This window comes from Sphingopyxis sp., assembly GCF_025869345.1.
Classification (GTDB): domain Bacteria; phylum Pseudomonadota; class Alphaproteobacteria; order Sphingomonadales; family Sphingomonadaceae; genus Sphingopyxis.
Genome location: NZ_JAOZVW010000131.1, coordinates 4,093 through 28,923, shown reverse-complemented (window position 1 = coordinate 28,923; position 24,831 = coordinate 4,093). Strand labels below are relative to the sequence as shown.

General features: G+C 66.5%; 32 protein-coding genes. 16 read left to right on the top strand and 16 right to left on the bottom strand.

Annotated features, from left to right (window positions below):
* Positions 1–77: 77 nt before the first annotated feature.
* From OJI97_RS14230 to OJI97_RS14190, 9 genes are all read right to left on the bottom strand, one after another.
* Complete coding sequence (locus tag OJI97_RS14230) at positions 78–332, bottom strand: hypothetical protein (protein ID WP_297664519.1); 255 nt, start codon at positions 330–332, stop codon at positions 78–80.
* Positions 333–358: 26 nt separating this feature from the next.
* Positions 359–628, bottom strand: a complete 270-nt coding sequence (locus tag OJI97_RS14225; RefSeq protein WP_297664518.1) for a hypothetical protein — start codon at positions 626–628, stop codon at positions 359–361.
* Positions 629–658: 30 nt separating this feature from the next.
* Positions 659–904, bottom strand: a complete 246-nt coding sequence (locus OJI97_RS14220; protein ID WP_297664517.1) for a hypothetical protein — start codon at positions 902–904, stop codon at positions 659–661.
* A 19-nt stretch (positions 905–923) separates the two neighbouring features.
* Positions 924–1,241, bottom strand: a complete 318-nt coding sequence (locus tag OJI97_RS14215) for a hypothetical protein (RefSeq protein ID WP_297664516.1) — start codon at positions 1,239–1,241, stop codon at positions 924–926.
* Between the two features lie 13 nt (positions 1,242–1,254).
* Positions 1,255–1,554 (bottom strand): hypothetical protein, encoded by a 300-nt coding sequence (locus OJI97_RS14210; protein WP_297664514.1) that lies wholly within the window; start codon positions 1,552–1,554, stop codon positions 1,255–1,257.
* Positions 1,555–1,599: 45 nt separating this feature from the next.
* Positions 1,600–1,980, bottom strand: a complete 381-nt coding sequence (pspC, locus tag OJI97_RS14205; protein ID WP_054731198.1) for an envelope stress response membrane protein PspC — start codon at positions 1,978–1,980, stop codon at positions 1,600–1,602.
* 1 nt (position 1,981) lies between these two features.
* Positions 1,982–2,263, bottom strand: coding sequence for an envelope stress response membrane protein PspB (gene pspB / locus OJI97_RS14200; RefSeq protein ID WP_297664509.1), 282 nt, complete (start codon positions 2,261–2,263; stop codon positions 1,982–1,984).
* Positions 2,264–2,275: 12 nt separating this feature from the next.
* The gene (pspA, locus tag OJI97_RS14195; protein WP_297664508.1) at positions 2,276–2,938 is read right to left on the bottom strand and encodes a phage shock protein PspA; all 663 of its coding nucleotides are present in this window, start codon (positions 2,936–2,938) and stop codon (positions 2,276–2,278) included.
* 86 nt (positions 2,939–3,024) lie between these two features.
* The gene (locus OJI97_RS14190) at positions 3,025–3,165 is read right to left on the bottom strand and encodes a hypothetical protein (RefSeq protein ID WP_257547615.1); all 141 of its coding nucleotides are present in this window, start codon (positions 3,163–3,165) and stop codon (positions 3,025–3,027) included.
* 176 nt (positions 3,166–3,341) lie between these two features.
* On the opposite strand from OJI97_RS14190, the gene pspF reads away from it, so the two are divergent.
* Positions 3,342–4,364, top strand: coding sequence for a phage shock protein operon transcriptional activator (gene pspF, locus OJI97_RS14185; RefSeq protein WP_297664505.1), 1,023 nt, complete (start codon positions 3,342–3,344; stop codon positions 4,362–4,364).
* Positions 4,365–4,469: 105 nt separating this feature from the next.
* Here pspF and OJI97_RS14180 read toward each other — a convergent pair whose 3' ends face one another.
* Positions 4,470–4,988, bottom strand: a complete 519-nt coding sequence (locus OJI97_RS14180) for a hypothetical protein (RefSeq protein WP_297664503.1) — start codon at positions 4,986–4,988, stop codon at positions 4,470–4,472.
* A gap of 228 nt (positions 4,989–5,216) precedes the next feature.
* Between OJI97_RS14180 and rplU the strand changes: the two genes are divergently transcribed.
* The 3 genes from rplU to OJI97_RS14165 all read left to right on the top strand — a co-directional run bounded on the left by rplU (position 5,217) and on the right by OJI97_RS14165 (position 6,863).
* Positions 5,217–5,711 carry a 50S ribosomal protein L21 gene (rplU, locus tag OJI97_RS14175; RefSeq protein WP_297664501.1) on the top strand — a complete coding sequence of 165 codons (495 nt, stop codon included), beginning with the start codon at positions 5,217–5,219 and terminating at the stop codon, positions 5,709–5,711.
* A gap of 47 nt (positions 5,712–5,758) precedes the next feature.
* Entirely contained in the window at positions 5,759–6,028 is a 270-nt protein-coding gene (rpmA, locus tag OJI97_RS14170; protein WP_297664499.1) for a 50S ribosomal protein L27, read from the top strand.
* A 238-nt stretch (positions 6,029–6,266) separates the two neighbouring features.
* The gene (locus OJI97_RS14165; RefSeq protein ID WP_297664497.1) at positions 6,267–6,863 is read left to right on the top strand and encodes a GNAT family N-acetyltransferase; all 597 of its coding nucleotides are present in this window, start codon (positions 6,267–6,269) and stop codon (positions 6,861–6,863) included.
* 137 nt (positions 6,864–7,000) lie between these two features.
* Here OJI97_RS14165 and OJI97_RS14160 read toward each other — a convergent pair whose 3' ends face one another.
* On the bottom strand, positions 7,001–7,612 hold the full coding sequence (locus OJI97_RS14160; protein WP_297664495.1) for a DUF937 domain-containing protein: 612 nt from the start codon (positions 7,610–7,612) through the stop codon (positions 7,001–7,003).
* A gap of 173 nt (positions 7,613–7,785) precedes the next feature.
* Between OJI97_RS14160 and OJI97_RS14155 the strand changes: the two genes are divergently transcribed.
* From OJI97_RS14155 to OJI97_RS14145, 3 genes are all read left to right on the top strand, one after another.
* Entirely contained in the window at positions 7,786–8,181 is a 396-nt protein-coding gene (locus OJI97_RS14155; protein ID WP_297664493.1) for a DUF3597 domain-containing protein, read from the top strand.
* Between the two features lie 225 nt (positions 8,182–8,406).
* Complete coding sequence (locus tag OJI97_RS14150; protein WP_297664491.1) at positions 8,407–10,233, top strand: DUF885 family protein; 1,827 nt, start codon at positions 8,407–8,409, stop codon at positions 10,231–10,233.
* Positions 10,230–11,162 (top strand): DUF2268 domain-containing putative Zn-dependent protease, encoded by a 933-nt coding sequence (locus OJI97_RS14145; RefSeq protein WP_297664489.1) that lies wholly within the window; start codon positions 10,230–10,232, stop codon positions 11,160–11,162. Before OJI97_RS14150 ends, OJI97_RS14145 begins: the two co-directional genes overlap by 4 nt.
* 124 nt (positions 11,163–11,286) lie before the next feature.
* On the opposite strand, the gene OJI97_RS14140 is transcribed toward OJI97_RS14145, so the two are convergent.
* On the bottom strand, positions 11,287–11,631 hold the full coding sequence (locus OJI97_RS14140) for a GIY-YIG nuclease family protein (RefSeq protein WP_297664487.1): 345 nt from the start codon (positions 11,629–11,631) through the stop codon (positions 11,287–11,289).
* 115 nt (positions 11,632–11,746) lie between these two features.
* The gene (locus OJI97_RS14135; RefSeq protein ID WP_297664485.1) at positions 11,747–13,348 is read right to left on the bottom strand and encodes a phosphoenolpyruvate carboxykinase; all 1,602 of its coding nucleotides are present in this window, start codon (positions 13,346–13,348) and stop codon (positions 11,747–11,749) included.
* Positions 13,349–13,604: 256 nt separating this feature from the next.
* Between OJI97_RS14135 and OJI97_RS14130 the strand changes: the two genes are divergently transcribed.
* From OJI97_RS14130 to OJI97_RS14095, 8 genes are all read left to right on the top strand, one after another.
* On the top strand, positions 13,605–14,315 hold the full coding sequence (locus OJI97_RS14130) for a response regulator transcription factor (protein ID WP_297664483.1): 711 nt from the start codon (positions 13,605–13,607) through the stop codon (positions 14,313–14,315).
* A complete protein-coding gene (locus OJI97_RS14125; protein WP_297664481.1) occupies positions 14,305–15,912 on the top strand; it encodes a stimulus-sensing domain-containing protein in 1,608 nt (535 codons plus the stop codon). Before OJI97_RS14130 ends, OJI97_RS14125 begins: the two co-directional genes overlap by 11 nt.
* Positions 15,913–16,170: 258 nt before the next feature.
* On the top strand, positions 16,171–16,617 hold the full coding sequence (locus tag OJI97_RS14120) for an HPr kinase/phosphorylase (protein ID WP_297664479.1): 447 nt from the start codon (positions 16,171–16,173) through the stop codon (positions 16,615–16,617).
* Positions 16,614–17,549: an RNase adapter RapZ gene (gene rapZ / locus OJI97_RS14115; protein ID WP_297664477.1), complete on the top strand. Its 936-nt coding sequence runs from the start codon at positions 16,614–16,616 to the stop codon at positions 17,547–17,549. Before OJI97_RS14120 ends, rapZ begins: the two co-directional genes overlap by 4 nt.
* A 38-nt stretch (positions 17,550–17,587) precedes the next feature.
* Positions 17,588–17,992 carry a PTS sugar transporter subunit IIA gene (locus OJI97_RS14110; RefSeq protein WP_257551232.1) on the top strand — a complete coding sequence of 135 codons (405 nt, stop codon included), beginning with the start codon at positions 17,588–17,590 and terminating at the stop codon, positions 17,990–17,992.
* Positions 17,989–18,267 carry an HPr family phosphocarrier protein gene (locus OJI97_RS14105; protein ID WP_297664475.1) on the top strand — a complete coding sequence of 93 codons (279 nt, stop codon included), beginning with the start codon at positions 17,989–17,991 and terminating at the stop codon, positions 18,265–18,267. The genes OJI97_RS14110 and OJI97_RS14105 overlap by 4 nt, the downstream gene beginning before the upstream one ends.
* Before the next feature lie 4 nt (positions 18,268–18,271).
* Entirely contained in the window at positions 18,272–19,084 is an 813-nt protein-coding gene (locus tag OJI97_RS14100; protein WP_297664473.1) for an RNA methyltransferase, read from the top strand.
* A 112-nt stretch (positions 19,085–19,196) separates the two neighbouring features.
* Positions 19,197–19,913: an META domain-containing protein gene (locus OJI97_RS14095; RefSeq protein WP_297664471.1), complete on the top strand. Its 717-nt coding sequence runs from the start codon at positions 19,197–19,199 to the stop codon at positions 19,911–19,913.
* 115 nt (positions 19,914–20,028) lie between these two features.
* Here the strand turns inward: OJI97_RS14095 and OJI97_RS14090 are convergent, their stop codons facing one another.
* The 3 genes from OJI97_RS14090 to OJI97_RS14080 form a co-directional block, all read right to left on the bottom strand.
* Positions 20,029–21,381, bottom strand: coding sequence for a DNA recombination protein RmuC (locus OJI97_RS14090; RefSeq protein WP_297664469.1), 1,353 nt, complete (start codon positions 21,379–21,381; stop codon positions 20,029–20,031).
* Positions 21,382–21,594: 213 nt separating this feature from the next.
* Positions 21,595–22,092: a vgr related protein gene (locus OJI97_RS14085; protein WP_297664467.1), complete on the bottom strand. Its 498-nt coding sequence runs from the start codon at positions 22,090–22,092 to the stop codon at positions 21,595–21,597.
* 6 nt (positions 22,093–22,098) lie between these two features.
* Positions 22,099–22,632, bottom strand: coding sequence for a copper chaperone PCu(A)C (locus OJI97_RS14080; protein ID WP_297664465.1), 534 nt, complete (start codon positions 22,630–22,632; stop codon positions 22,099–22,101).
* A gap of 157 nt (positions 22,633–22,789) precedes the next feature.
* On the opposite strand from OJI97_RS14080, the gene dnaK reads away from it, so the two are divergent.
* The gene (gene dnaK, locus OJI97_RS14075) at positions 22,790–24,694 is read left to right on the top strand and encodes a molecular chaperone DnaK (RefSeq protein ID WP_297664463.1); all 1,905 of its coding nucleotides are present in this window, start codon (positions 22,790–22,792) and stop codon (positions 24,692–24,694) included.
* Positions 24,695–24,831: the final 137 nt, after the last annotated feature.

The window sequence follows — 24,831 nt, the reverse complement described above, 5'->3', positions numbered from 1 at the left end:
GAAGCAATCCAGGGCGCTCTACGCCACTCTGGATTGCTTCGCTTCGCTCGCAATGACGCAGGTTTATAGATCGACGATCACAGATCGACCCCCGCCGCGATGGCTTCGAGCTTGCGGAGGCGTTCCTTGAGGTCGGCGATCTCGATCCGCGATCCGGCATGGGGCACCGCGGGGTCCTGAGCGGCGACATGGCCGGCGGCGAGTTCCTCGCGCTTGAACTGGATCCAGTCGCGCCAGCCGCGCAGCGCCGCCAGGCTGATGATGCTCAGCGCGGAGAGAGCGACCGCGGCGGTGACCAGATTATTGGCGAGGTCGGAAGCAATGGGGACCATGTCTCGGTTCCTTTTCCGTCACGTCTTCACGGATGCGAGCGGTCGCGCAGTTTCTCGATTTCCTCATCGAGACTGGCCGCCCGGTTGGTGTCGGTGGCGATGCGTTCGAGCACCTGGATACGCTCCTTGAGCGCGCGAATCTCGGCCTGCAGGGCCTTGGTCTCGGCCTCGTTGCCCGCATTGCCGACGAAATATTCGTTGCCGCGGCGGTCGCGGTGCACGCCATATCTGGCCCGGACCACGCTGCCGATCGTCACGATCAGGACGATGCCGATGACCATTTCAAAGGGGTTCATGGGGAATCCTTCTCTTCTTCTTATCGTTGTTCAGTTCAGCGGCGCGTCGCGCAGCTTTTCGATCTCTTCGGCGACATCGACGCCCTTGTCGGTGACGATGCGTTCGAGGACGCGGACGCGGGCTTCGAGGCGTTCGGTCTGCGCCGCATATTGCGCGGCCTTTTCGGCGGTCAGTTCGGACTGCTTCTCGATCATCTTCTGCTGATGCTTCGACCAGATGACGAGGCCGCCGAGGATGAAGGGGGCGAGCGGGATGAGAGCCCAGACGAAATCCATGACCTTTTCCTTTCGCGGTTCAGTTCGACGGGCGCCGCAGCGCCTCGATCTCGTGGCTCAGCCGGTGGCCCTCGTCGGTGACGATGCGCTCGATCACCGCAAGGCGATCCTTGACCGAACCGAGCTCGGCGCGAAGCTGGGCGTTTTCCTGGCTGATCAGCTTGACGCGCTCCATCGCCTCGTCGCTGGTCTTGGGATAGATCGCCTTGCCCCAGCTGTTTTCGAGCGGATAGCCGTGCTTGATGCGCAGCCAGGTGGTGAAAACCCAGCCCCCGACCGAAATAAGGCCGATCAGGAGAGCAAAGGGCGCGAGGCTATTCAGGACATCGAGATTCATCGGTTTCTTCCTCTCAGCGCAGGCGGTCGATCTGGTCGGCGAGCTGCGCGGCCTGGCCGTGGTTTTCGGTCGCGATGCGTTCGAGCACCGAGATGCGCTCCTCCAGCCGGCCGATCTGGCCTGCGAGCTTGGCGTTGTCATCGGTCAACAGCGCGATTTTTCGATCAGCGTCGGCGTCGGTTCGATGAACCGTGCCGCCCCATTCATTCTCGACGGGATAGCCGTGCTTGGCGCGGACCCAGGTGGTGAACATCCAGCCGCCGATCGACAGAGCGATGATGGTCAGGACGAAGAGGGGGCCACTGATATTCATTATTGTCTCCCTGTTGCGTTTCCGCCTGCCCGGCCGGCGCTCCGATCAGCGGAGCGCGTCGATCTCGTCGGCGAGGCGGCGGTTATGGCTGGTGTAGTAAAGTTCGATGTCGGCGAGCCGGCGGTCGATGTCGCGGAAGCGCGAGCGGATGTCGCGGGTCGAGGCGCTGGGGTTCGAGCGCACGCCCTGCCAGAATTTCGCTTCCTCGTTCGAGCCATAGAGCGCGAAGGGCTTCGGCGTTCCCATCCAGGCAACCATCCAATAGGCGATCAGCGTCCAGGGAAAGCCCCCCATCAGGGTCAGCAGGACCGCGCCGACGCGCACCCACAGGACGTCGATCCCGCTATAGTCCGCGATCCCCGCGCACACGCCGCTCCATTTGGCGTTCTGCTTGTCGAGATAGAATTTGGTGCGGCTGGCAGACATCTCAGTTCCTCCGGCTCGTGCTGTTGTTTTCAAGCTGCGCCAGTTCCTCGTCGCTCCGCACCGAGGGGCGGAAGTCGGGATGGTCGGCGCTGATGATGCGTTCGACGGTGTGCAGGCGATTCTCGAGCCGGCGCGCCGTGTCGTACAGTTCGTCGAGCAGCTGCTCGTCCTCTCCGGTCAGCGTCTTGGCCTGCTTCCACTTGGTGATGTAGTGGAGGATCAGCCAGGGCAGACCGAGGAAGAGGGTGCCGATGACGATCGGGACGATGATGATCTCTTCCATCGGTCCGGCTCCTTATTTCTTGCCCTGCGCGGCCTTCAGCGCGGCGAGCTCGTCGGCGACCTTGTCGGCGGATTGCAGCTCGGCGATTTCCTCGTCGAGCGACTTCTTGTAGCCGAGGCCCAGCGCATCGGCGCGGCCTTCGGCCTCGTCGACGCGGCGTTCGAGGATCTCGAAGCGCGAGAAGGCATCCTCGACGCGGTCGCCATTGGTCATTTCGCGCAGCTTGTAGCGATTCTCGGCGCTTTCGAGGCGGTTGACGACGCTCGACTGGCGCGCGCGGGCTTCGCTGAGCTTCTTCTGCAGCTTGGCGATGTCGTTCTCATAGCCCTGGAGCGCGTCGTCGAGGACGGCGATCTCGGCCTTCAGCTTGTCGGCCATGTCGCCGGCCTTCTGCTTTTCGACGAGCGCGGCGGTGGCGAGGTCTTCGCGGTCCTTCGACAGCGCGAGTTCGGCCTTTTCCTTCCAGCTGTCCTGCAGGCTTTCGAGCTTGGCGATGTGGCGGCGCATTTCCTTCTGATCCGCGATCGTGCGCGCGGCGGAGGCGCGGACTTCGACGAGCGTCTCGTTCATCTCGAAGATGATCTGGCGGATCATCTTTTCGGGATCTTCCGCCCGGTCGAGCAGGTCGGTGACGTTGGCGGCGATGATGTCGCGGGTGCGTGAGAAAATACCCATGTGTGAAACTCCTGTCGAAGTTGGTCCTGAAATACTGGTGCCGGGGCGGGGCAAGGGGGGAGAGTGCCCCGGCACCAGCGTGTCGGTCAGGCCAGTTGGCTGACCGCCGGGGTGGCTGCAGCGGCATCGTAACCGAGCTTCGGCTGGTCGATCACGCCGACGAAGATGGCCAGCGCTCCGAGCGCGCTGAGCGCGAAGGTGGCGGCCTGGGCAAAATTCGTCTTCATGGATCAACCTTCCTGTTTTTCGCTGCACCGGAGCGTTTTGCGCCGGTTCGTCGAATACTTTGCAGAAGGCGTGCCAATTGCCGAAAGCGACGGAAAAGCGCCTAACTTCCTTCGCAAATTGACCCGACCATCGATTTGGCTTGCCAATCAGCGGGAAATTTTGCCAATGATTGGGAATGGAACGCGAAACGCAGTTCATCGGCCAGTCGGCGGCCTTTCAGGACGCGGTCGAACGCGCGAGCCAGGCGGCGACGCTCGACCGCCCCGTCCTCGTCATCGGCGAGCGCGGCACCGGCAAGGAGCTGATCGCCGAGCGCCTCCACCGCCTGTCGGCGCGCTGGGACAAGCCCTATGTCATCCTGAACTGCGCCGCGATGCCCGAGACGCTGATCGAGGCCGAACTGTTCGGGCACGAGGCGGGCGCCTTCACCGGCGCGACGCGCAGCCGCGCCGGCCGCTTCGAGGAGGCCGACGGCGGCACCCTGTTCCTCGACGAACTCGCGACGATGTCGAGCGGCGCGCAGGAACGGCTGCTGCGCGCGGTCGAATATGGCGAGATCACCCGCGTCGGCGCCTCGCGCCCGACCCGCGTCGACGTCCGCATCGTCGCGGCGACCAACGAGCATCTGCCCGCGCTGGTCGAGGAAAACCGCTTCCGCGCCGACCTGCTCGACCGGCTGTCGTTCGAGGTCATCACCCTGCCCCCGCTGCGCGCGCGCGAAGGCGACATCGAGGTGCTCGCCACCTATTTCGGGCAACGCATGGCGGCGGTGCTCGGCTGGGACGAATGGCCCGGCTTCGGGCCGCGCGCGCTCGCGGCGATGGAGGGGCACGACTGGCCGGGCAATGTCCGCGAGCTCCGCAACGTCATCGAGCGCGCCATCTATCGCTGGGCCGACCCCGAACGGCCGGTCGATGCCCTGACCTTCGATCCCTTTGCGAGCCCGTGGCAGCCGGCCGGGAGCAAGCCCGCGGCAACGCCCGCGGCATCCGCGCCGGCCAGCGAAACCATGCCTCCAGCCGCGGCGCCATCAGGCCCGGTGAACGACCTGCGCGCCGCGGTCGACGGCTATGAGAAGCAGATCCTCGCCGACACGATGGCGCGCTGCCGCTACAATCAGAAGGTCGCGGCCGAGGCGCTGGGGCTGAGCTATGATCAGATTCGCCATGCGCTGAAGAAGCATGGGTTGAATCCGTAACGCCGACTTTCCCCATATCGTCATGCCGGACCTGATCCGGCATCCATCGCCACCGCTGTTGCACGGGCCCCGAATCAAGTCCGGGGTGACGAAAGGAAAATGCCCCTATTCCCCCGGCAACTGCCGGCGCAGCGCCTCGATGACCGCATCCTGCGCCGACGCCGTATCGGCGAGGCGGTCGCGCAGCGCATAGATGTCGGGAAGCCCGTCGATCGCCGCGTCGATGCTGCGGTCGAGATAGAGGCGGTCGATGTCGGCGAGCGCGCCGGTCAGCGGCGCGCGCGCCGCGATCAGGCGCGAGATCGCCTGCTGCGCGACGACCCAGCGCTCGCTCGCGACCGGCGCGCCGGCGGCGGCGGAGACGAGCGACGCGGCATTGCCGCGCTCGGCGGCGAACGCCTGCTGCGCCGCGGCGGCATCCGCATCCCACCGCGCGAGACGGCCCGCAAGATCGGCGGGAAGCGGCCCGGGCGGCGTCACGACCACCGAAGGCGGCGCGACGTTGAAACGCCCCTCGACCGCGCGATGCGCGAGCGACGGCGCGGCCTCGCCGCTCACCCCGCCCGCGCAGGCGGACAGCGAAAGGGCGGCGATCGCGGACGGAAAAAGAGAGGCGCGCTTCATCGTGCCTCCTGATATGGGGCCGCAGGCGTTGCAGCAAGTGCCGAATCGGTATGGAGACCGGCGCCGCAACCGAGCCCGTGCTTTTCCTTAAAACCCACGGGAATATGCGGTTGACAGCTTGCGCCCATAACGCTAGTGGCGCGGTCTTTCCCGCTTGCTGGAAAATTCGCCTGCCTTGGCGGGTGACCGGTGGCGCGGGTGTTTTAGTTTCTGATTGGATGGAAGACCATGTTCGCAATCGTGCGCACGGGCGGAAAGCAGTATCGCGTTGCCGCCGGAGACAAGATCGCCGTCGAGAAGATCGAGGGTGAAGCCGGCGACACCGTGTCGCTGGGCGACGTCCTGCTGGCCGGCGACGGCGGCGAGGTGAAGGATGCGAAGGGTCTGGCCGTCTCGGCCGAGATCATCGCCCAGACCCGCGGCGAAAAGGTCATCGTCTTCAAGAAGCGCCGCCGGCACAATTATCGCCGCCGCAACGGCCACCGCCAGTCGCTGACGCTGCTGCGCATCCTGGCCGTCGGCGACGCCAAGAAGGCCGCGCCGAAGAAGGAAGCCGCTCCGAAGGCCGAGGCCGCTCCGGCCGCCGAAACCAAGGCTGCTCCTGCGAAGGAAGCCGCGCCGAAGAAGGCCGCCGCTCCCAAGAAGGAAGCTGCGCCCAAGGCCGAAGCCGCCGCTGAAAAGAAGCCCGCTGCCAAGAAGGCGGCCCCCAAGAAGGACGCCTGAGCGCGAGAGCGCAGCTCGGCCCCCGGAAGAGAATAGGAGTTTAGGTCATGGCACATAAGAAAGCAGGCGGTTCGTCGCGCAACGGTCGCGACTCGCAAGCCAAGCGCCTTGGCGTCAAGAAGTTCGGCGGTCAGGAAGTGATCGGCGGCAACATCATCGTGCGCCAGCGCGGCACCAAGGTGTATCCGGGCGTCAATGTCGGCATGGGCAAGGATCACACCCTGTTCGCCACCAGCGACGGCCGCGTCCGATTCCACGATGGCAAGCTCGGCCGCAAATATGTGTCGGTCGACGCCATGGCGGAAGCCGCCGAATAAGGACGATCTTTCCAGGGTCGTCCATCCAAGGGACGACCCGGAGCTGTCCTTTCCGCCGCGAGCGGAAACAAGGTTCGAAAAGAGGGAGACGGGTCGCCCCCGGACTCCCTTTTTTCTTGCCCGAAATCCGCGATTTGCGGACGGGCGCGAAAACAGGGCCATCCATCTCCCTCACTATCGAATGTCGTCAAAGCGTCACCATCTGGCGCCACGGCGACAGGCAAATGGGAGTGAGAATATGTTCGCGCGTACCGAAAGACTGTTGCTGCGGCCCGGCTGGCAGGAAGACGCCCCCGCCCTCGCGCGTGCGATCGGCGAGGAAGCGGTCGTGCGGGGCCTGTCGCGCGCGCCCTGGCCCTATGGCGAGGAGGAAGCGCAGGCGTTCCTGAGCCTTCCCCTCGATCCCGACCAGCCGCGCTTCCTGATCTTCGCGCGCACCAGCGGCGCCCCGCGCCTCGTCGGCGGCTGCGGCATTTCGCCGAGCCCGGAAGGAGCGCTCGAACTGGGTTACTGGATCGCGCGGCCCTATTGGGGGCTCGGCTTCGCGACCGAGGCGGGGCGCCAGCTCGTCCGCATCGCGCGCGCGATGAACCTGCCGCGGCTCGGCGCGGGCCATTTCGTCGACAACCCCGCGTCGGGCGCGGTGCTGCGCAAGCTGGGGTTCCGGCCGACCGGCAAGGTCGCGCAACGCTACAGCGTCGCGCGCGGCGGCGAGGCGGCGTGCGCGCTGTTCGAGGAAGGCGATGGTGACGGCAGCAATGCCGTCACCCCCATGCGCGGCCGCATCCGCTGCGACGAGGATTTCCGCGAGGACATCCGCCTGATGGCGGCGTAAAAAGCGACGGGTCCGCTCAACACAGTGGACAGTCCCCTCATTCGTCGCCCCGGACTTGATCCGGGGTCCATTCACGCGACGCCCGAAAGAATGGATCCCGGATCAAGTCCGGAATAACGAAGAATGGAAAGGAGGCTCTACCCCCTCAATTTCCCCGCCATGCCGATGATGTCGTCGAGCGGATTGCCGTCACCGTCCATGTCGAGCATCTTGCCCAGGCCGCCCAAGCCTCCACCGCTGCCGCCGAGAACGCTGCCCAGCATCCCGCCGAGACCGCCGCCCGATCCGCCGCCGCCGAGCGCGCCGCCAATCAGGTCGCCGAGGCCTCCGCCGCCGCTCTGCTGCCCGCCCTGCTTCGCCATATAGCCCGCGACCATCATCGCGAGGATTGGCAGCATCTGCTTGAGCAGCCCCGAATCGAGCCCGGTCTGCCCCGCGGCATGATCGGCAACGGTGCGGCTGACGTCCTTCGACCCGAAAATCTGGCCGAGCACGTCGTTGCCCGCCTGCACCGGCGTCGCCTGCGACCCGAGCACCGCGTCGAGCAGTCCGCCGCCGCCGAGCTGGCCGAGCAGCCCGCCCAGACCCTCGACCCCGCCGGCATTCTGGGCCTGCGTCTTGAAACCGCCGAGGATCGCGGGCAGCAGCGCTTCGGCGCCCTGCTTCGCGACCGTCGGCGATACGCCGAGCTGGCTCGCCATCGATTCGATGCCGCCGGCCTGCGCGAGAATATCGGTCAGATTCATCATCAATCTCCCACTTCGGCGCGGGATCGAAACGCGCCGGACGGCGTTATCATAGTCCGGCGGCGAGCGAAGGACGAGACGTTCATTTCGCTGTCATTTTCAAATGCCTAAGTCCATCCTGCGGCCATGCGACTCACCCCTGGGGAATGGCCGCGCATTTTAGTGGGAGCAAAGAAATGAGCATTTTCGGCAAGATCAAGGACGCTATTTTCGGCAAGGCGCAGGCTGCCGAACCCGCGGCTCCGGCGGCGCCCAACCCTGTCGGCGCGGCACTCGACGCCGCGACGAACGCCATGGCGGCCGCCGCCGCCGCTCCCGTCGATGTCGACGCCATCCTGACCGCCGAGGCCGCGAACGCCGGCCAGGCGCTCAACTGGCGCACCTCGATCGTCGATCTGATGAAGCTGCTCGGCATCGATTCGAGCCTCGACAACCGCAAGTCGCTCGCGCAGGAGCTCGGCTATACCGGCGCTCTCGACGGAAGCGCCGAGATGAACATCTGGCTGCACAAGGCGGTGATGCGCGAGCTCGCCGCGAACGGCGGCAAGGTGCCGGCCGAACTGACCGATTGATCCGCCTTCCTCCTCCTCTTCAGAGGAGGGGCAGCGAGACTTGCGGGCTTGCCCGCTAGTCGCAGCGGGGTGGTGAAACGCACCGGCGCTCACCACCCCAACCCCTCCTCTGAAGAGGAGGGGCTTTTTGTGCGCGGCCATTGACCGCACCACGCCGCGCTCCCTAGACAGGTTTCACAAGAAACGAAGTCGCCAGGGAGACCGTCCGTGCACCATCCGCTTTCCATGTCCCTCAGCCGCCGCCAGTCGCTCGCCACGCTCGGCGCGGGCGCTGCGGGGCTCGCCATCGCCGGACCGGCGGCGGCGCTACAGGCTCCGCCGCAGGGCAACGCCGCAAAGCTGCTCGATTCGGTCGCCGACAATCTGCTCGCCCTCTCGCCCGAAGGCGCGACCGCGCTCGGCATCGACACCGGCGCGCGCGCCGCGATGCGCGGCCGGCTCGGCGACCGCTCGGCGGCGGGAATGACGGCGGTCGCCGACACGCTGAAGGCCGACCTCGCGCGCGTCCGCGCGCTCAAGACCGACGGGCTCGATCACGCGACGCGCACCAGCCTCGCGGTCATCGACAGCGCCTATAGCGTCGCGCTCGACGGCTTCGCGCAGCCCTATGGCGACGTCGCGGTCGGCGGCTGGCGCAACACGCCTTATGTGGTGATCCAGAATGTCGGCGCTTACCTCGACGTGCCGAAGTTCCTCGACAGCGACCATCCGGTGAAGACGTCGGCCGACGCCGAAGCCTATCTCTCGCGCCTCAACGATTTCCCGGGCGTGCTCGACGGCGAGACCGACCGGCTGAAATCCGCCGCCGGTCAGGGCCTGATCGCCCCCGGCTTCCTGATCGACAAGGCGGTGCAGCAGATGGAGGCGACGCTCGCCGACGCGAAAGCGGGCGGGTCGATGGTCGAAAGCCTCGCCCGCCGCACCGGCGAGGAAAAGATCGCGGGCGACTGGCGCGCACGCGCGGCGAAGATCGTGCAGGGCCCGGTCGCCGCCGCGCTCGACCGCCAGCTCGCCGAACTCAAGGCGCAGCGCCCGAAGGCGACGATGGACGCGGGCATATGGGCGCGTCCGCACGGCGACGCATTCTACGCCTGGGCGCTGCGTGCCTCGACGACGACGCGCATGACCCCCGAAGAGGTTCATGCGATGGGCCTCGACCAGCTCGCCGAACTGCACGGACGGATGGACCCGATCCTTCAGAAGCTTGGGCTTACCAAGGGGTCGGTCGGCGCCCGGATGATCGAGCTCGCCAAGGACCCGCGCTTCAAATTCCCCGAGAGCGACGCGGGCCGCGCCGAGATCGTCGCCTACATCCAGACCTGGCTCGGCAAGATCCGCGCAGAGCTTCCGCGCGCGTTCCGCACACTGGTGAAGGGCAATGTCGAGGTGAAGCGCCTGCCGCTGGCCGAAGAACCCGGCGCGCCCGCGGCCTATGGCGGCGCGGGCTCGATCGACGGCAGCACCCCCGGCCGTTTCTGGATCAACCTGCGCACCACCGACCTGCACAGCAAATATTCGCTTCCCGACCTCGCGATGCACGAAGCGATTCCGGGGCATGTCTGGCAGGGCGAATATGCGAACCGGATGCCGCTGATCCGCACGATGCTGGCGTTCAACGCCTATTCGGAAGGCTGGGCACTCTATGCCGAACAGCTTGCCGACGAACTCGGCCTCTACGACGATTTCGAGGTCGGGCGGCTCGGCTATCTCCAGTCGCTCGCTTTCCGCGCCTGCCGCCTCGTCGTCGATACCGGCATTCATGCGAAGCGCTGGACCCGCGAACAGGGGGTCGATTTCTTCGTGCACCAGAACGGATCGAACCCGCTCGAGGTCGCGAGCGAGGTCGACCGCTATTGCAGCTGGATCGGCCAGGCGTGCGGCTACAAGGTCGGTCACAGCGAGATCGTCCGCCAGCGCGGCCGCGCGCAGGCGGCGCTGGGCGCGAAATACGACCTGCGCGATTTCGACGACACGGTGGTCAAGGGCGGCAACGTCCCGCTCGACGTGCTGGCGCAGAATGTCGACGAATATATCGCGGGGACGAAGGGATGATGCACCGTTCCGGCACCCGCGCGCTGTTCGGCGCGTTGATCCTCGCCAGCACGCCGGTCGCTGCCGCCGAAAATGCGGCGGCGTCGCATGTCGACATCACCACGACCGACGTCGATCGCTTCTTTCGGCTCTATGACGACCCGGCGCTCGCCGCCGCGCCCGACCAGCTGGCGGCGCGCTATCTCGCCACCCCGTCGCCGGGGCTTTCCGAGTTCATGGCGATGCGCCGGATCACGCCCGAAAAGCTCGCCGCCGCGTTGCGCGCTAAGCCACAGGTCTTTGCGGATGCGCGCGCCTGCGCAGCGAAGCTCCCCAACATTCGCGCGCGCCTCGTCGCGGCGACCGACCGCCTCGCTGAAATTTATCCCGCCGCAAAATTCCCGCCGATCACGATTGCCATCGGCCGCGCGACGAGCGCCGGCACCGCCAACGCCAGGGGCGTCTATATCGGGCTCGAATCGCTATGCGCAGCCCGCTTCATCGAGGCCGACGACGAAGACCGTTTCGTCCACGTCATCGCGCACGAATATGTCCATGTGCAGCAGCCGCTGGCGCAGGTTGAGGACCCCGAGGAATCGGTGCTGCGCGCCGCACTGGGCGAGGGCGCGGCCGAATTCATCGCCGAGCGGATGACCGGCTCGGTCGCCTATCCGCTGCTTCACCAATGGGCAAAGGGGCGCGAGAAGGAACTGGAGACGGCTTTTCTTGCCGAGAAGGACGAAAAGGCGATCGGCTCGCGCTGGCTCTATAACCAGCAGGGCGCGGACGGATGGCCGGGCGACCTCGGTTATTGGGCGGGTTATCGTATCGTCAAAAGCTATTACGACCGCGCGCCCGACAAGGCCGCGGCGATACGGGCGATCATCGAGATGCGCGACCCCGCCGCCTTTCTGGCGGCAAGCGGCTGGGTGCCGGGCATCAAGCTCTAACGCGGACAAGCGAAGTCCGGCAGCGGAGCCAGGTCGTTCGTTGGCGCGGCTAGGTCGAGGCGCCGCCGGGCGCGAAGAATGCCGACAAAGATAGTATATAGCGGGGCCGAAATATTAGTCGCCGTCACCCCGGGCTTGCCCCGGGGTCCGCCTTTCTTCTGCCGAGCGGCAGCGGGTCGAAGCCGAAATCCTCGGCAAGATCGCGCCATGTCGGATTTTGCGCTGCGATCAGCTCATATTTCCATTCGCGCAGCCAGCGTTTGATCTGCTTCTCGCGCAGGATCGCCGAACCCATCATCTCGTGGCGCTCGAACCAGACGAGGCGTTTGATTTGGTAACGCTTGGTGTGGCCGTCAAAGGTGCCTTCACGGTGTTGATAGATGCGCTGGAGGAGATTCGACGTCACGCCCGTGTAAAGCGTCCCATGCGATGATCGGGCGAGGATGTAGACGCAAGGTTGGCGTTCCATTGCCGGAGACAAAGGCAAGGCGGACCCCGGGTCAAGCCCGGGGTGACGAAGAATGCTCCATTGCGATCCAGATCATCGTCGTCCCAGACTTGATCCGGGAAGCGATCCGGGCGGATTATGCGGCGACGGACGCCTGCGGCGCGGCCTGCCGGACGCCTTCGTCGACATGGTCCGCAAATTGCGCGAAATTGTCGATGAATTGCTGCACCAGCGCTTCGGCGGTGCGGTCATAGGCCGCCGCGTCGGTCCACGCCGCGCGCGGGTCGAGCAGCGCCGTGTCGACGCCCGGCACCGCGACCGGGACGAGGAAGCCGAAATTCGGGTCCTTGCGGAACTCGGCGTCGTTCAGGCTGCCGTCGAGCGCGGCATTCAGCAAAGCGCGCGTGGCCTTGATCGGCATCCGCTTGATCCCGTCCATCGTCGCCATGCCGCCGGTCCAGCCGGTGTTGACGAGCCAGCACTGGACGCCTCCCTTGGCGATGCGTTCCTTGAGCAGATTGCCGTAGACCGACGGATGGCGCGGCATGAAGGGCGCGCCGAAGCAGGTCGAGAAGGTCGCCTCGGGCTCGGTCACGCCGATCTCGGTCCCCGCGACCTTCGCGGTATAGCCCGACAGGAAATGATACATCGCCTGATCGGGGGTCAGCTTGGCGATCGGGGGCAGCACGCCGAAGGCATCGGCGGTGAGCATGATCACCGTGCGCGGCACCGGCCCCATATTCGCTTCCGACGCGTTCGGGATGAAGTCGATCGGATAGGCGCCGCGGGTGTTTTCGGCGAGGCTGTTGTCGTCGAGGTCGAGGGTGCGCGTCGCGGGGTCGATCACGACATTTTCGAGCACCGTGCCGAAGCGGCGGGTGGTGGCATAGATTTCGGGCTCGGCCTCTTCGGACAGGCGGATCATCTTGGCATAGCAGCCGCCTTCGAAGTTGAAGACCGCGGTGTCCGACCAGCCATGCTCGTCGTCGCCGATCAGCGTGCGCGAGGCGTCGGCCGACAGCGTCGTCTTGCCGGTGCCCGACAGGCCGAAGAAGACCGCGGTGTCGCCCTGGGGTCCGATGTTCGCCGAACAGTGCATGGGCATCACACCGTCGACGGGCAACAGGTAGTTGAGGATGCCGAACACCGACTTCTTCATCTCGCCGGCGTAGGCGGTGCCGCCGATCAGCACGAGCTTTTCGGCGAAGTTGACCGCGACGACGGTTTCGCTCCGCGTGCCGTGCTTCGCAGGATCGGCGCGGAAGCTCGGCAAGTCGATGATCGTATATTCGGCCGCGAACGCCGCCAGTTCAGCGTCGGTCGGGCGCACCAGCAGCGTGCGGATGAACTGGCTGTGCCAGGCGAGTTCGGTGACGACCTGAACCTGGACGCGGTGCTCGGGCTGCGAGCCGCCGAAGAGCTGCTGGCGATAGAGGCGCTCGCGGCCTGCGAGATGCGCGAGGAAATCGGCCTTCAGCGCCGCGAAATGATCGGGGGTCATCGCGACGTTGGTCTTGCCCCACCAGATGGTATCGCGCGTCTCGTCGTCCTGGACGATGAACTTGTCCTTGGCGCTGCGCCCGGTATGCTTGCCGGTTTCGACGACGAGCGGGCCGTCCTTGGCGAGCAGGCCTTCGCCGTGGCAGAGCGCATCCTCCACCAGCCGCGCCGTGCCCCAGTTTTCGGCCACATCCGCCTTCGTCTCGACGGTGTCGGTGCCGATCGCAATCTTGGTCATTGGCTTCGCCTTTCCCTTGTCCGGCGCATGTCCCGAGGGCCGTTGCATACCTATGCAATGCTTAGCGTGCTAATGGACAGGCCCGCATTTGCATGGGTGCCGACGGGAGCGCCGATTCCGAAATCCCGATCGCGTTAGCGACGATGCGAAGACAGGTCAAAAGATTAAAGAGTGAATCGCGGGCCAGCCGTGCGCGGTTGTCGCTGGGCGGCAGATCGGCTAGTTGGACCGCCGGGGTCCGCCCAATGGAAAGAGCATGACGGCAACCATCGCGCTGGTCGACGACGACCGCAACATCCTGCAATCCCTGTCGATCGCGCTGCAAGCCGAGGGATTCGTCACGCGCGTCTATTCGGACGGCGAGGCGGCGCTGAAACCGCTGATCGACAATCCCCCCGACCTGGCCGTGTTCGACGTCAAGATGCCGCGCATGGACGGGCTCGAACTGCTGCGGCGCCTCCGCGAGAAGAGCCAGCTTCCGGTGATCTTCCTGACCAGCAAGGACGACGAGATCGACGAGGCGCTCGGCCTGGCGATGGGCGCCGACGATTATATCGCCAAGCCCTTCTCGCAGCGTCTGGTCATCGCGCGCATCCGCGCGATCCTGCGCCGCGTCGAGCTCAATCGCGCATCCCCGAGCGAGGATGACGAGCCCGTCGCCGAACCGATCACGCGCGGCCGCCTGAGCATGGACCCGGCGCGCCACAAGGTCGGCTGGGACGGCAAGGACGTCACACTGACCGTCACCGAGTTCCTGATCCTCGAAACGCTCGCGAGCCGCCCGGGCATCGTGCGCAGCCGCAACCAGCTGATGGACGCGGCCTATCAGGACGATGTCTATATCGACGACCGCACGATCGACAGCCACATCAAGCGCCTCAGGCGCAAGTTCCGCGAAGTCGATCCCGATTTCGACGCGATCGCGACTCTCTATGGCGCCGGATACCGCTTCTCCGATGACGGCTGACTCCAAAAGGCCCGAAGGGAGCATAGCCGAGCAGGAGGAGGCGCCGCTCGTCTGGTCGGCGCGCTGGTCGCTGACGACGCGCATCCTCGCCGTCAATATCCTGGCCATCGTGCTGTTCGGCGGCGGCTTCTTCTATCTCGATACCTATCGCAGCCGCCTGATCGACACGCGCATGGACGTGATGGGCGACCAGCTCGCGCAGCTCGACGAAGCGCTCGAGGCGGCGCGGCCCGACCAGCGCCGGCACCTGATCGGCGAATTCACCCGCGCGACCGAGTCGCGCCTGCGCTTCTACGACGCGAACGGGCGCAAGATCGACGACAGCTTCGCGCACGCTCCGCCGACCTATACGCTGCGCGATCCCGAGCTTCAGCCGTGGAAGCGCGACGCCGCGCGCGCGATGGACCGCGGGATCGACTGGATCGTCGGCGCCCCCGCCTATCCCGAATTCGAGGAACCGCGGATCGACCGCGGCAGCGCCTGGCCCGAGGTCGTCGAGGCGATGAACACCGGCGCGGCGGCGAGCCGCTTCCGCTACGCCCCCGAACGCACCCCCCTGCTCAGCGCGACGCGCATCGTCGACCTCGACGCACCCGAGGTGATGCTGATGACGCTCAACGCGCGCGACATCACCAAGACGGTGCGCGCCGAGCGTTTCCGCCTCGCGGTCGTCGTCGCGATGGTGCTGATCGCCTCGATCCTGCTGTCGCTCTTTCTCGCGCGCACGATCGTCCGTCCCTTGCGCAAACTGGCGCGCGCCGCGGTGCGCGTGCGCCTTGGCCGCGCGCGCGAGGTCGTCGTCCCGCGCCTGCCGAGCCGCCGCGACGAGATCGGCACGCTCGCCCGCGCGCTTTCGGACATGACGCAGGCGCTGCGCGAACGCATCGACGCGGGCGAGCATTTCGCCGCCGACGTGACGCACGAGCTCAAGAATCCGATCGCTTCGGTGCGCTCGGCGATCGAGGGGCTGGGGCGCGGCACGACCGACGAACAGCGCGCGCAACTGCTCGCGATCGCCGACGAGGATGTCCGGCGGCTCGACCGCCTGGTCACCGACATCAGCGACGCGAGCCGGATCGATGCGCAACTGTCGCGCACCCTGTTCGAGCCGATCGACATCGGGCTGATGATCGAATCGATGCTCGCGGGCCGCGCCGCGCGCATCAAGCCGGATACTCCGACCCCGCGCATCGCCTTCGCTCGCCCGCGCAAGGGCACGACGCAGGTGATGGGCGACGGCCACCGGCTCGAACGCGCGATCGACAATGTCATCGACAATGCGATCAGCTTCTCCCCCGAAGGCGGCCTCGTCTGCATCGCCGCGACGCGGCTGGGCGACGAAGTGCATATCCGCGTCGACGACGACGGCCCCGGCATCGACCCCGCGCAGCGCGAAGCGATCTTCCGCCGTTTTCACAGCGAGCGGCCCAATGGCGAGGCGTTCGGCCGCCACAGCGGGCTGGGCCTCGCGATCGCGCGGACGATCATCGAGGGCCATGCCGGAACGATCTCCGCCCGCGACCGCGATGACGGCCAGCGCGGCGCGAGCCTGCTCATCACCCTGCCCGCACGCGAGGGGCATGAAGCGGCGGGATAGGCGCACCGGCGTTCGGGAGATTATTGGGTTCACGCGAAGCCGCGAAGACGCGAAGATGTTGCGCCCGCCGCGAAGCGGCCTCCTCCTTCCAACGTCGCGACTGACGCAACGAAGGGAGAAAGGGGCCTATCGGCCCGAAGCGCCTTCTTCGCGGCTTCGCGTGAACCAAATCCCCCCTCCCGCGAATCCATTGCCCTCTCTTCACCCAAATCGGTTTGCCGCCTTGCAGCCCCGCTTCGTCGCCGGTAAGCCCCGTTGATGTTTCCGAGCCGGACCAAGCCCGAGATCCAGAATATCCATGCGAGTTGCGTCGCGGCGGGCAGCGGCGGCGTGCTGATTCTCGGCAATACGGGACAGGGCAAGTCCGATCTCGCGCTGCGGCTGATCGATCGCGGCGCGCGGCTCGTCGCCGACGACCGCTGCGACATCTGGTTCGATCGCGACCGGCTGTGGTGCCGCCCGCCCGAAAATCTCGCCGGCAAGCTGGAGGTGCGCGGCATCGGCATCGTCGAAAAGCCGTGGACCGCGCCGGTGCCGCTCGCGCTCGCGGTGCGCCTGTCCGACCGCTACGACCGTATGCCGTCGGTCAACCAGATCGAGACGGTCGCCGGGCATCCGCTGCCCGCGCTGCTGCTGTCGGCCTTCGAGGCGTCGGCGCCGATCAAGATATTGCTCGCGCTCGAACGGCTGGCGCCCGACCGATGAGCGTTCCCGACCCCCGCCTGCTCCTCGTCACCGGCCTCTCCGGCGCCGGCAAGTCGACCGTGCTCAAGGTGCTCGAAGACCTCGGCTGGGAGGTCGTCGACAATCTGCCGCTCGCGCTGCTCGAGGCGCTGATCGATGCGCCCGCGAAGCGCAGCGAGGCGAGCCGCCCGATCGCGGTCGGGATCGACAGCCGCAGCCGCGGCTTCAAGCCCGCGCGGCTGGTCAAGCGGATCAAGGAACTGCGCGAGGACGGCGGCCGCGACATCCAGACGCTGTTTCTCGATTGTGCGGGCGCCGAGCTCGAGCGCCGCTTCTCCGAAACGCGGCGCCGCCATCCGCTGGCCGAGGATCGCCCCGCCGCCGACGGCATCGCGCGCGAACGCGAGCTGATGGAACCGCTTCGCCGCTGGGCCGAGCATGTCGTCGACACCACCAACTATTCGAGCAACGATTTGCAGCAGGAGGTGCGCCAGCGCTTCGGCGACGCGGGCGAAGGCGAACCGGTGCTCAACATATTGAGCTTCGGCTTTGCGCGCGGGCTGCCGCGCAACGCCGACCTGGTGTTCGACATGCGCTATCTGCGCAATCCGCACTGGGACGCAAAACTGCGCCCCGGCACCGGGCTCGACCCCGATGTCGCGGCCTATGTCATGGCCGACCCCGCATACGAGGACAGCATCGCGCAGATCGAACGGCTGCTCCTCACCCTGCTCCCGCGTTACCGCGCCGAGGGCAAAAGCTATGTCACCGTCGCCTTCGGCTGCACCGGCGGGCGGCACCGCTCGGTCCATGTCGCCGACCGTGTGGCCAAAACGCTACGCGCCGCGGGCCATGCGCCGACCGTGACCCACCGCAACCTTGACTCCGCCCCGCAAGATGGGCTTGAGGGCAGGCCCCCGCCCGCATCTTCCGCCGGCGCCGGACAAGCATAAGGGTCTGCGATTTCATGGCCGTCGATAAAGCATTGCCGCTGCTGGGAATGGTCCTGGTCACCCACGGCCGGCTCGCCGAGGAAATGGTGACCGCGATGGAGCATGTCGTCGGCCCCCAGCGCGCGATCGCCACCGTGTGCATCGGCCCCAACGACAATATGGAGATGCGCCGCAAGGAAATCGCCGAGGCGATCCGCAAGGTCGATGAGGGCCGCGGCGTGATCATGCTGACCGACCTGTTCGGCGGCACCCCGTCGAACCTCGCGATCAGCCTGCTCGAAAGCGGGCGGACCGAAGTGATCGCGGGCGTGAACCTGCCGATGCTGATCCGCCTCGAAAGCGCGCGCAAGGCGATGGACCTGCGCGCCGCGGTGATCGCGGCCAAGGAAGCGGGCCAGAAATATATCTCCGTCGCGTCGGAGATGCTGGGAGTGGGGCCATGAACGAAAACAGCGAAACGGTCGAGATCACCAACCAGCGCGGACTGCACGCACGCGCCAGCGCCAAGTTCGTGACCTTCGTCAGCCGCCTTCCCGAGACCGTCAGCGTCGAGGTCGAAAAGGGCGGCAGCCGCGTCAACGGCACCTCGATCATGGGGCTGATGATGCTCGGCGCCGCGAAGGGCGACAGCATCACGATCCACACGAAGGGCGAAGGCGCCGACGCCGCGCTGCTCAAGCTGGTCGGGCTGGTCAAGGACAGCTTCGGCGAGGATTGACCGGATGACCGGTCGCCGCTCCCGTATCGAAAGCCTTTCCAATCCGTTGATCAAGCGGATGCGCCTGCTGCGCGAGAAGCGCCACCGCCGCGCCGAAGGCCTGTTCCTCGCCGAAGGTCTGCGCATCGCGACCGAGGCGCGCGAGGCCGGTATATTGCCGCAATGGCTGTTCCTTGCCGAAGAAGGCGCCGCTCACCCGCTCGCGAAGACGCTGGTTGACGCGACCCTCGCGGCGGGCGGCGAGGTGATCGACACCACCCCCGCAATCCTCTCCAAACTTTCCGGCAAGGACAATCCGCAGACGATCGTCGGCATCTATGCCGAGCCGAAAACCGCGCTTGCCGACCTCGACCGCGCCGCCGCGCCGATCTGGCTCGTCGCCGAACGGCTGCGCGATCCCGGCAATCTCGGCACGATGCTGCGCACCGGCGACGCGGTCGGCGCGGGCGGGCTGATCCTGCTCGACGAAAGCGCCGATCCCTATAGCGTCGAGGCGGTGCGCGCGAGCATGGGGGCGATCTTCACGCAGAAGCTGGTGCAGGCGCGCTGGGACGAATTTCTTCCCTGGCTGCGCGGCGGCCCGGGCGAACTCGTCGCGACCTGGCTCGGCGGCGACACGCTGGATTATCAGGCGGTGCGCTATGCCGCGCCGACCTTCGTGCTTGTAGGCAATGAATCGCAGGGCCTGCCCGCCGCCTATGCCGCCGCCGCCGATGTGCGCGTGAAGATGCCGATGATGGGCAAGGCCGACAGCCTCAATGCCGCGGTCGCGGCGGCGGTGATGGCTTATGAGGTGCTGAACCAGCGGCGAAGCTGAACGGCGGTTGGCGATGACGTTCAGCGCGCGGCCATTCGCGGGCGCCTAACGGCGCGTTCGACACTATCGTCATACCGGAGCAATATCCGGGTGGCGTCGAACGAAAGGCTTTATGGTGACACGCATCCTCCCCCTCATCGCCCTGCCGCTGGTCCTCGCCGGCTGCGCCGCTTCGGGCACTCCGCAGGCGCCCGGCGAAAAGCCCGCGCCGGCTGCCGCCTATATGGCGGTCGGCACCGAACCCGGCTGGACGATCGAGATCACGCCCGAGCGGCTGACCTATGCCGGCGACTATGGCGAGACGAAGATCGCCGTTCCGAATCCCGGCGCGACGCCGGCGGCGAACGGCCGGGCCTATGCCGCCGGGCGCCTGTCGGTCGCGATCGAGCCCACGCCATGCAGCGACGGGATGAGCGACCGGCGCTATGCCGACACGGTGCGCGTCACCGCCGACGGCAAGAGCGTGCAGGGCTGCGGCGGTGCGATTTTGCCGCCCGATACGCTCGCGGGGTCGAATTGGACCTTCGCATCGATCGGCGGCACGCCGGTGGCGGCGGACAGGCCGACATCGCTGGCGTTCGACGGCACGCGCCTCAGCGGCAGCGCGGGATGCAACCGCTTCGGCGGCGGCTATACGGCCCAGGACGGCGTGCTGACCGCGGGACAGCTCGCGGCGACGCTGATGGCCTGCCCCGGACCCGAAATGGAGCAGGAACGCGCCTTCTTCGACCTGATGCGCGCGCCGGTGCGAATCACCTTTCCCACGGACGGCACGATGCTGCTCACCGGCAAGGACGGCAAGACGGCGGTGCTCAAGCGGGTGATATAAGGGGCGCAGCGCGTAACCAAGGCCCTGTGCTCCCGCGAAGGCGGGAGCCCATCTCCGGGCGGCGCGATCTTGAACCGGTCGGAGATGGGTCCCCGCCTTCGCGGGGACACGCGGCTCATTCCCCGTCGTTCACCGCAGCCGGCGCCGCCGCCAGCTTCGCCAGCGGCCGCGCACTCTGTTCGGCGACCGGCAGCACGGGAATCTCCTTGCCGCCGGTCTCGACGTCGAGCGCCTCGAAGCGCTTCGCCTGCGTCAGCACCTGCGATTCGAAGCTGCCGACGAAGGCGTTATACGCCCCCGTCGCCTGATCGAGATTCTTGCCGACCCGCGCGATATGCGATCCCATCACCGCCATGCGCGCGTACAGCTCCTTGCCCAGCGCCGCGATCTCGCGCGCCTGTCCCGCGAGCTTTTCCTGCCGCCACACCGCCGCGACGGTGCGCGCGATCGCGATCAGGTTGGTCGGGGTCGCGAGCAGCACCTTGCGCTCGAACGCATAGTCCCAGAGGTCGTGATCCTGATCGAGCGCGGCGGCGAGGAAATGCTCGCCGGGAACGAACATCACGACGAAATCGGGCGTGTCGTCGAACTGGTTCCAATAGGATTTGGCGCCGAGCAGATTGACGTGCGTCTTCATCGCCGCGGCGTGCGCGGTCAGATGCGCCGCCTTCTCGCCCTCGTCGACCGCGCCGAACGCATCCTGATAGGCGTTGAGCGACACTTTCGCGTCGATGATCAGGCTCTGCCCGCCGGGCACCTTGACGACGACGTCGGGGCGGAGCCGCCCGCCCTCGCCATCGGCGACGCTGACTTCGGTCTGGAAATCGGCATGTTCGCTGAGTCCGCAGCTTTCGAGGACGTTGCGAAGCTGCTGCTCGCCCCAGCGGCCGCGCGCCTTGGGCGCGTTGCGCAGCGCGTTGACGAGCTTCGCCGCCTCGCTCGACACGCGCTCGGTGCCTTCGCGCATCGCGGCGATCTGGCCGTGGAGCAGGCCGAAGGCATTCTGCCGCTCGGCTTCGACCTTGCCGACCGCTTCCTCATATTTCTGCAGCCGGTCGTGGACGGGGGTCAGCAGCGCCTTCAGATTCTGCCCCGCGCTCTCCTCGCTCTGGCGAAAGCGCGCGTCGGCGCGTTCGAGGAACGCCTTCTGCGCCTCGCCGAGCATCGCCTGCCCGACCTCGCGGAACTGCGCGGTGAGCGCCGCCTGCGCACCCTGAAGCTGCGCGATCTGCGCGTCGTGCGCCGCATCGCGCGCCTTCTGCTCGGCAAGCAGCGCCGAAAGCTGCAGATCGGCCGCCTTGCGCGCCTCCGCTTCGGCCGCAAGGTCGGTGACCGCGGCGCGGAAGCGCTCCGACAATCCATCGCGCTCCGCCTTGAGCGCCCCCGCCTGCCGCCCGGCGAGCAGCCAGCCGATGAGGCCTCCGAGAAGGAGCGCGATAACGCCGACGATCAGCAAGGTAGCATCCATGACCGGAACATAGGACGAACAGCGCAGGCTTGGCTAGTCGCTATTTGGCCGGGAGAGGATAGCTTTGGGTGGAAAGCCGATATTCCTCCTCTTCGTCATTCCCGCGAAAGCGGGAATCCAGAGCGTGCGTCGGCTGACTCCGCCCTGGGTTCCCGCTTTCGCGGGAATGACGAGGATATGAGACGCAGAATGTCGCGTTCCGCTCGAAGCCCATTACCCCGCCCCGCTTCCCGCAAAGGGCAGGATCGCCCGATAGGCCTCGACCCCCGGCGCGCCGCCAATCGTCACGCTCTGCGTCAGCAGCCAGTAATGCCGCACGATCTCCGCCTGTTGCTCCAGTCCATAGCGGCTCAGCGGCCAGCCGGGTTTCAAACTGTAGTCATAGGTCGCGAAGGGATGCCGCATCAGCACCAGATACCAGCGCCCGCGCGTCTGCGCCTGCCAGACGTGCGTCATCTCGTGAAGGAACAGCCCCTTCGCCGCCAGTTCCTCGGCCCGTCCTCCCGCGGGACAGGAGAAGTCGTCGCAATAGACGCCGCCCTTCGGGTGGAAATGCAGGTCGCCCATCGGCGCCATGACGATCCGGCGCGGCTGGAAGAAAATCCATTTATAATGGCGGACCCGCACCCGCGCATAGTCGATGGCGTCGCCAAACACCGAACGGGCGAGCACGATTTCTCCGGCGGTGAGGGGGCGCGACGGGCGCGGCACTTCGGCCTATTTCTTCGCCGCGTCCGCCCCGGTCTTGCCGCCGCTCATATCCATCGAACCATGGTCCATGCCGGCCATCCCGTCGGCGCTCGCATTCGGCGCCGGCTTGATCGGCAGGTCGAACAGGATGCGTTCATTGTCGTTGTCGGTGAAGACGAAGGCCATCGGCAGCTTGCCCGCGCGCACCGCGGCGCCGTTGATGTGCCAGATCATCAGATGCTTGCCGCCGGGCTTGAATTCAAGCTTGCCCTTCGCCGGGACGACGGCGGCGGCGAGCGGCTTCATCGTGACGACGCCGTTTTCCTTGACGCTTTCGTGCATCTCGACCCGCTGCGCGAGGTCGGCGGTCACCGCGACCAGCTCGACGTCGCGCGGTCCACCCTCGACGGTGAAATAGCCCGCCGCGGGGCTGTCGGGCGTCGCCCCCATCTGGATATAGCCGGCGACCACGTTGAGCGGCTGTCCCGCGCCCAGATTCTTCTCGCACGCGGTCAGCGTGAGCGCGGTGGCGGCGAGCGCGGCGATTGCGAAGGGCTTCATGATGCTTGGGACTCCCGGAATGCGTCAATTTTCCTGTCCCAGATACGCCGTCAAAACCCTTGTGCCAAGGCAAAGCGCACCTATATCGCCCCCATCAAATCAACGCACGGCGTGCCTTTTCAGGGCGCCGAAGGAAGCAACAAGGACGAACATACCCATGGCAAAAGTGATCGGGATCGACCTCGGCACCACGAACAGCTGCGTCGCGGTGATGGAAGGCGGCAAACCCAAGGTTATCGAAAATGTCGAAGGCACGCGCACGACGCCGTCGATCGTCGCCTTCGCGAAGGACGGCGAGCGACTGATCGGCCAGCCGGCGAAGCGCCAGGCGGTCACCAACCCCGAAAACACCATCTTCGCGGTCAAGCGCCTGATCGGCCGCCGCTTCGACGATCCCATGACTAAGAAGGACATGGAACTCGTCCCCTACACCATCTCCAAGGGCACCAACGGCGACGCATGGGTCAAGGCGGGCGGCGAGGATTATTCGCCGTCGCAGATTTCGGCCTATATCCTTCAGAAGATGAAGGAAACCGCCGAGGCGTTTCTCGGCGAAAAGGTCGAGCAGGCGGTGATCACCGTTCCCGCTTACTTCAACGACGCCCAGCGCCAGGCGACCAAGGACGCCGGCAAGATCGCCGGCCTCGAAGTGCTGCGCATCATCAACGAGCCGACCGCGGCCGCGCTCGCCTATGGCCTCGACAAGACCGAGAACAAGACGATCGCGGTCTATGACCTTGGCGGCGGCACCTTCGACATCTCGATCCTCGAAGTCGGCGACGGCGTGTTCGAGGTGAAGTCGACCAACGGCGACACCTTCCTCGGCGGCGAGGATTTCGACAGCAAGATCGTCGAATATCTCGCCGACGGCTTCAAGAAGGACGAAGGCATCGACCTGCGCGGCGACAAGCTGGCGCTGCAGCGCCTGAAGGAAGCCGCCGAAAAGGCGAAGATCGAACTGTCGACCGCGCAGTCGACCGAGGTCAACCTGCCCTTCATCACCGCCGACGCCAACGGACCGAAGCACCTCGTCAAGACGATCACCCGCGCCGACCTGGAAAAGCTGGTCGAGGATCTGATCAAGCGCACGCTCGAACCGTGCAAGAAGGCGATCAAGGACGCCGGCGTCAGCGCCAGCGAAATCGACGAGGTCGTGCTTGTCGGCGGCATGACGCGTATGCCGCGCGTGCGCGAGGTCGTGAAGGACTTCTTCGGCAAGGAACCGCACACGGGCGTCAACCCCGACGAGGTCGTCGCGATCGGCGCCGCGATTCAGGCGGGCGTGCTGCAGGGCGACGTCAAGGACGTGCTGCTGCTCGACGTGACCCCGCTGAGCCTCGGCATCGAGACGCTGGGCGGCGTGTTCACGCGCATGATCGACCGCAACACCACCATCCCGACCAAGAAGTCGCAGGTCTATTCGACCGCCGACGACAATCAGTCGGCGGTGACGATCCGCGTGTTCCAGGGCGAGCGCGAAATGGCGGCCGACAACAAGATGCTCGGCCAGTTCGACCTCGTCGGCATCCCGCCGGCGCCGCGCGGCGTGCCGCAGATCGAGGTGACCTTCGACATCGACGCCAACGGCATCGTGTCGGTCCACGCCAAGGACAAGGGAACCGGCAAGGAGCAGCAGATCAAGATCCAGGCCTCGGGCGGCCTTTCCGACGCGGACATCGACCAGATGGTCAAGGACGCCGAGCAGTTCGCCGAAGAGGACAAGAAACGCCGCGAGGCGGCCGAGGCGAAGAACAACGCCGAAAGCCTGATCCACACGACCGAACGCCAGCTCGAAGAGCATGGCGACAAGGTCGATGCGGGCCTCAAGAGCGAGATCGAGGCGGCGGTGGCCGAAGCCAAGGCGGCGGTCGAAGGCGGCGATCCCGCCGCGATGACCGAAAAGTCGCAGGCGCTGGCGCAGGTCGCGATGAAGCTCGGCCAGGCGATCTATGAGAAGGAACAGCAGGCCGCGGCCTCCCCCGCCGCCGACGCTGGCGAGACCAAGGCCGACGAGGATGTCGTCGACGCCGAATTCTCGGAAGTCGAAGACGACAAGAAGTAAGGAATGAACCCTTCTCCCTCTCCCCTTCAGGGGAGAGGGCCGGGGAGAGGGGGACGATGGCAAGCCTGGCGACAGGGCCCTCGCCCCACCCGCGCCCCGGGGGGGGGTTCTGTTGGGGGGGTCTTCCCCCCCCCACC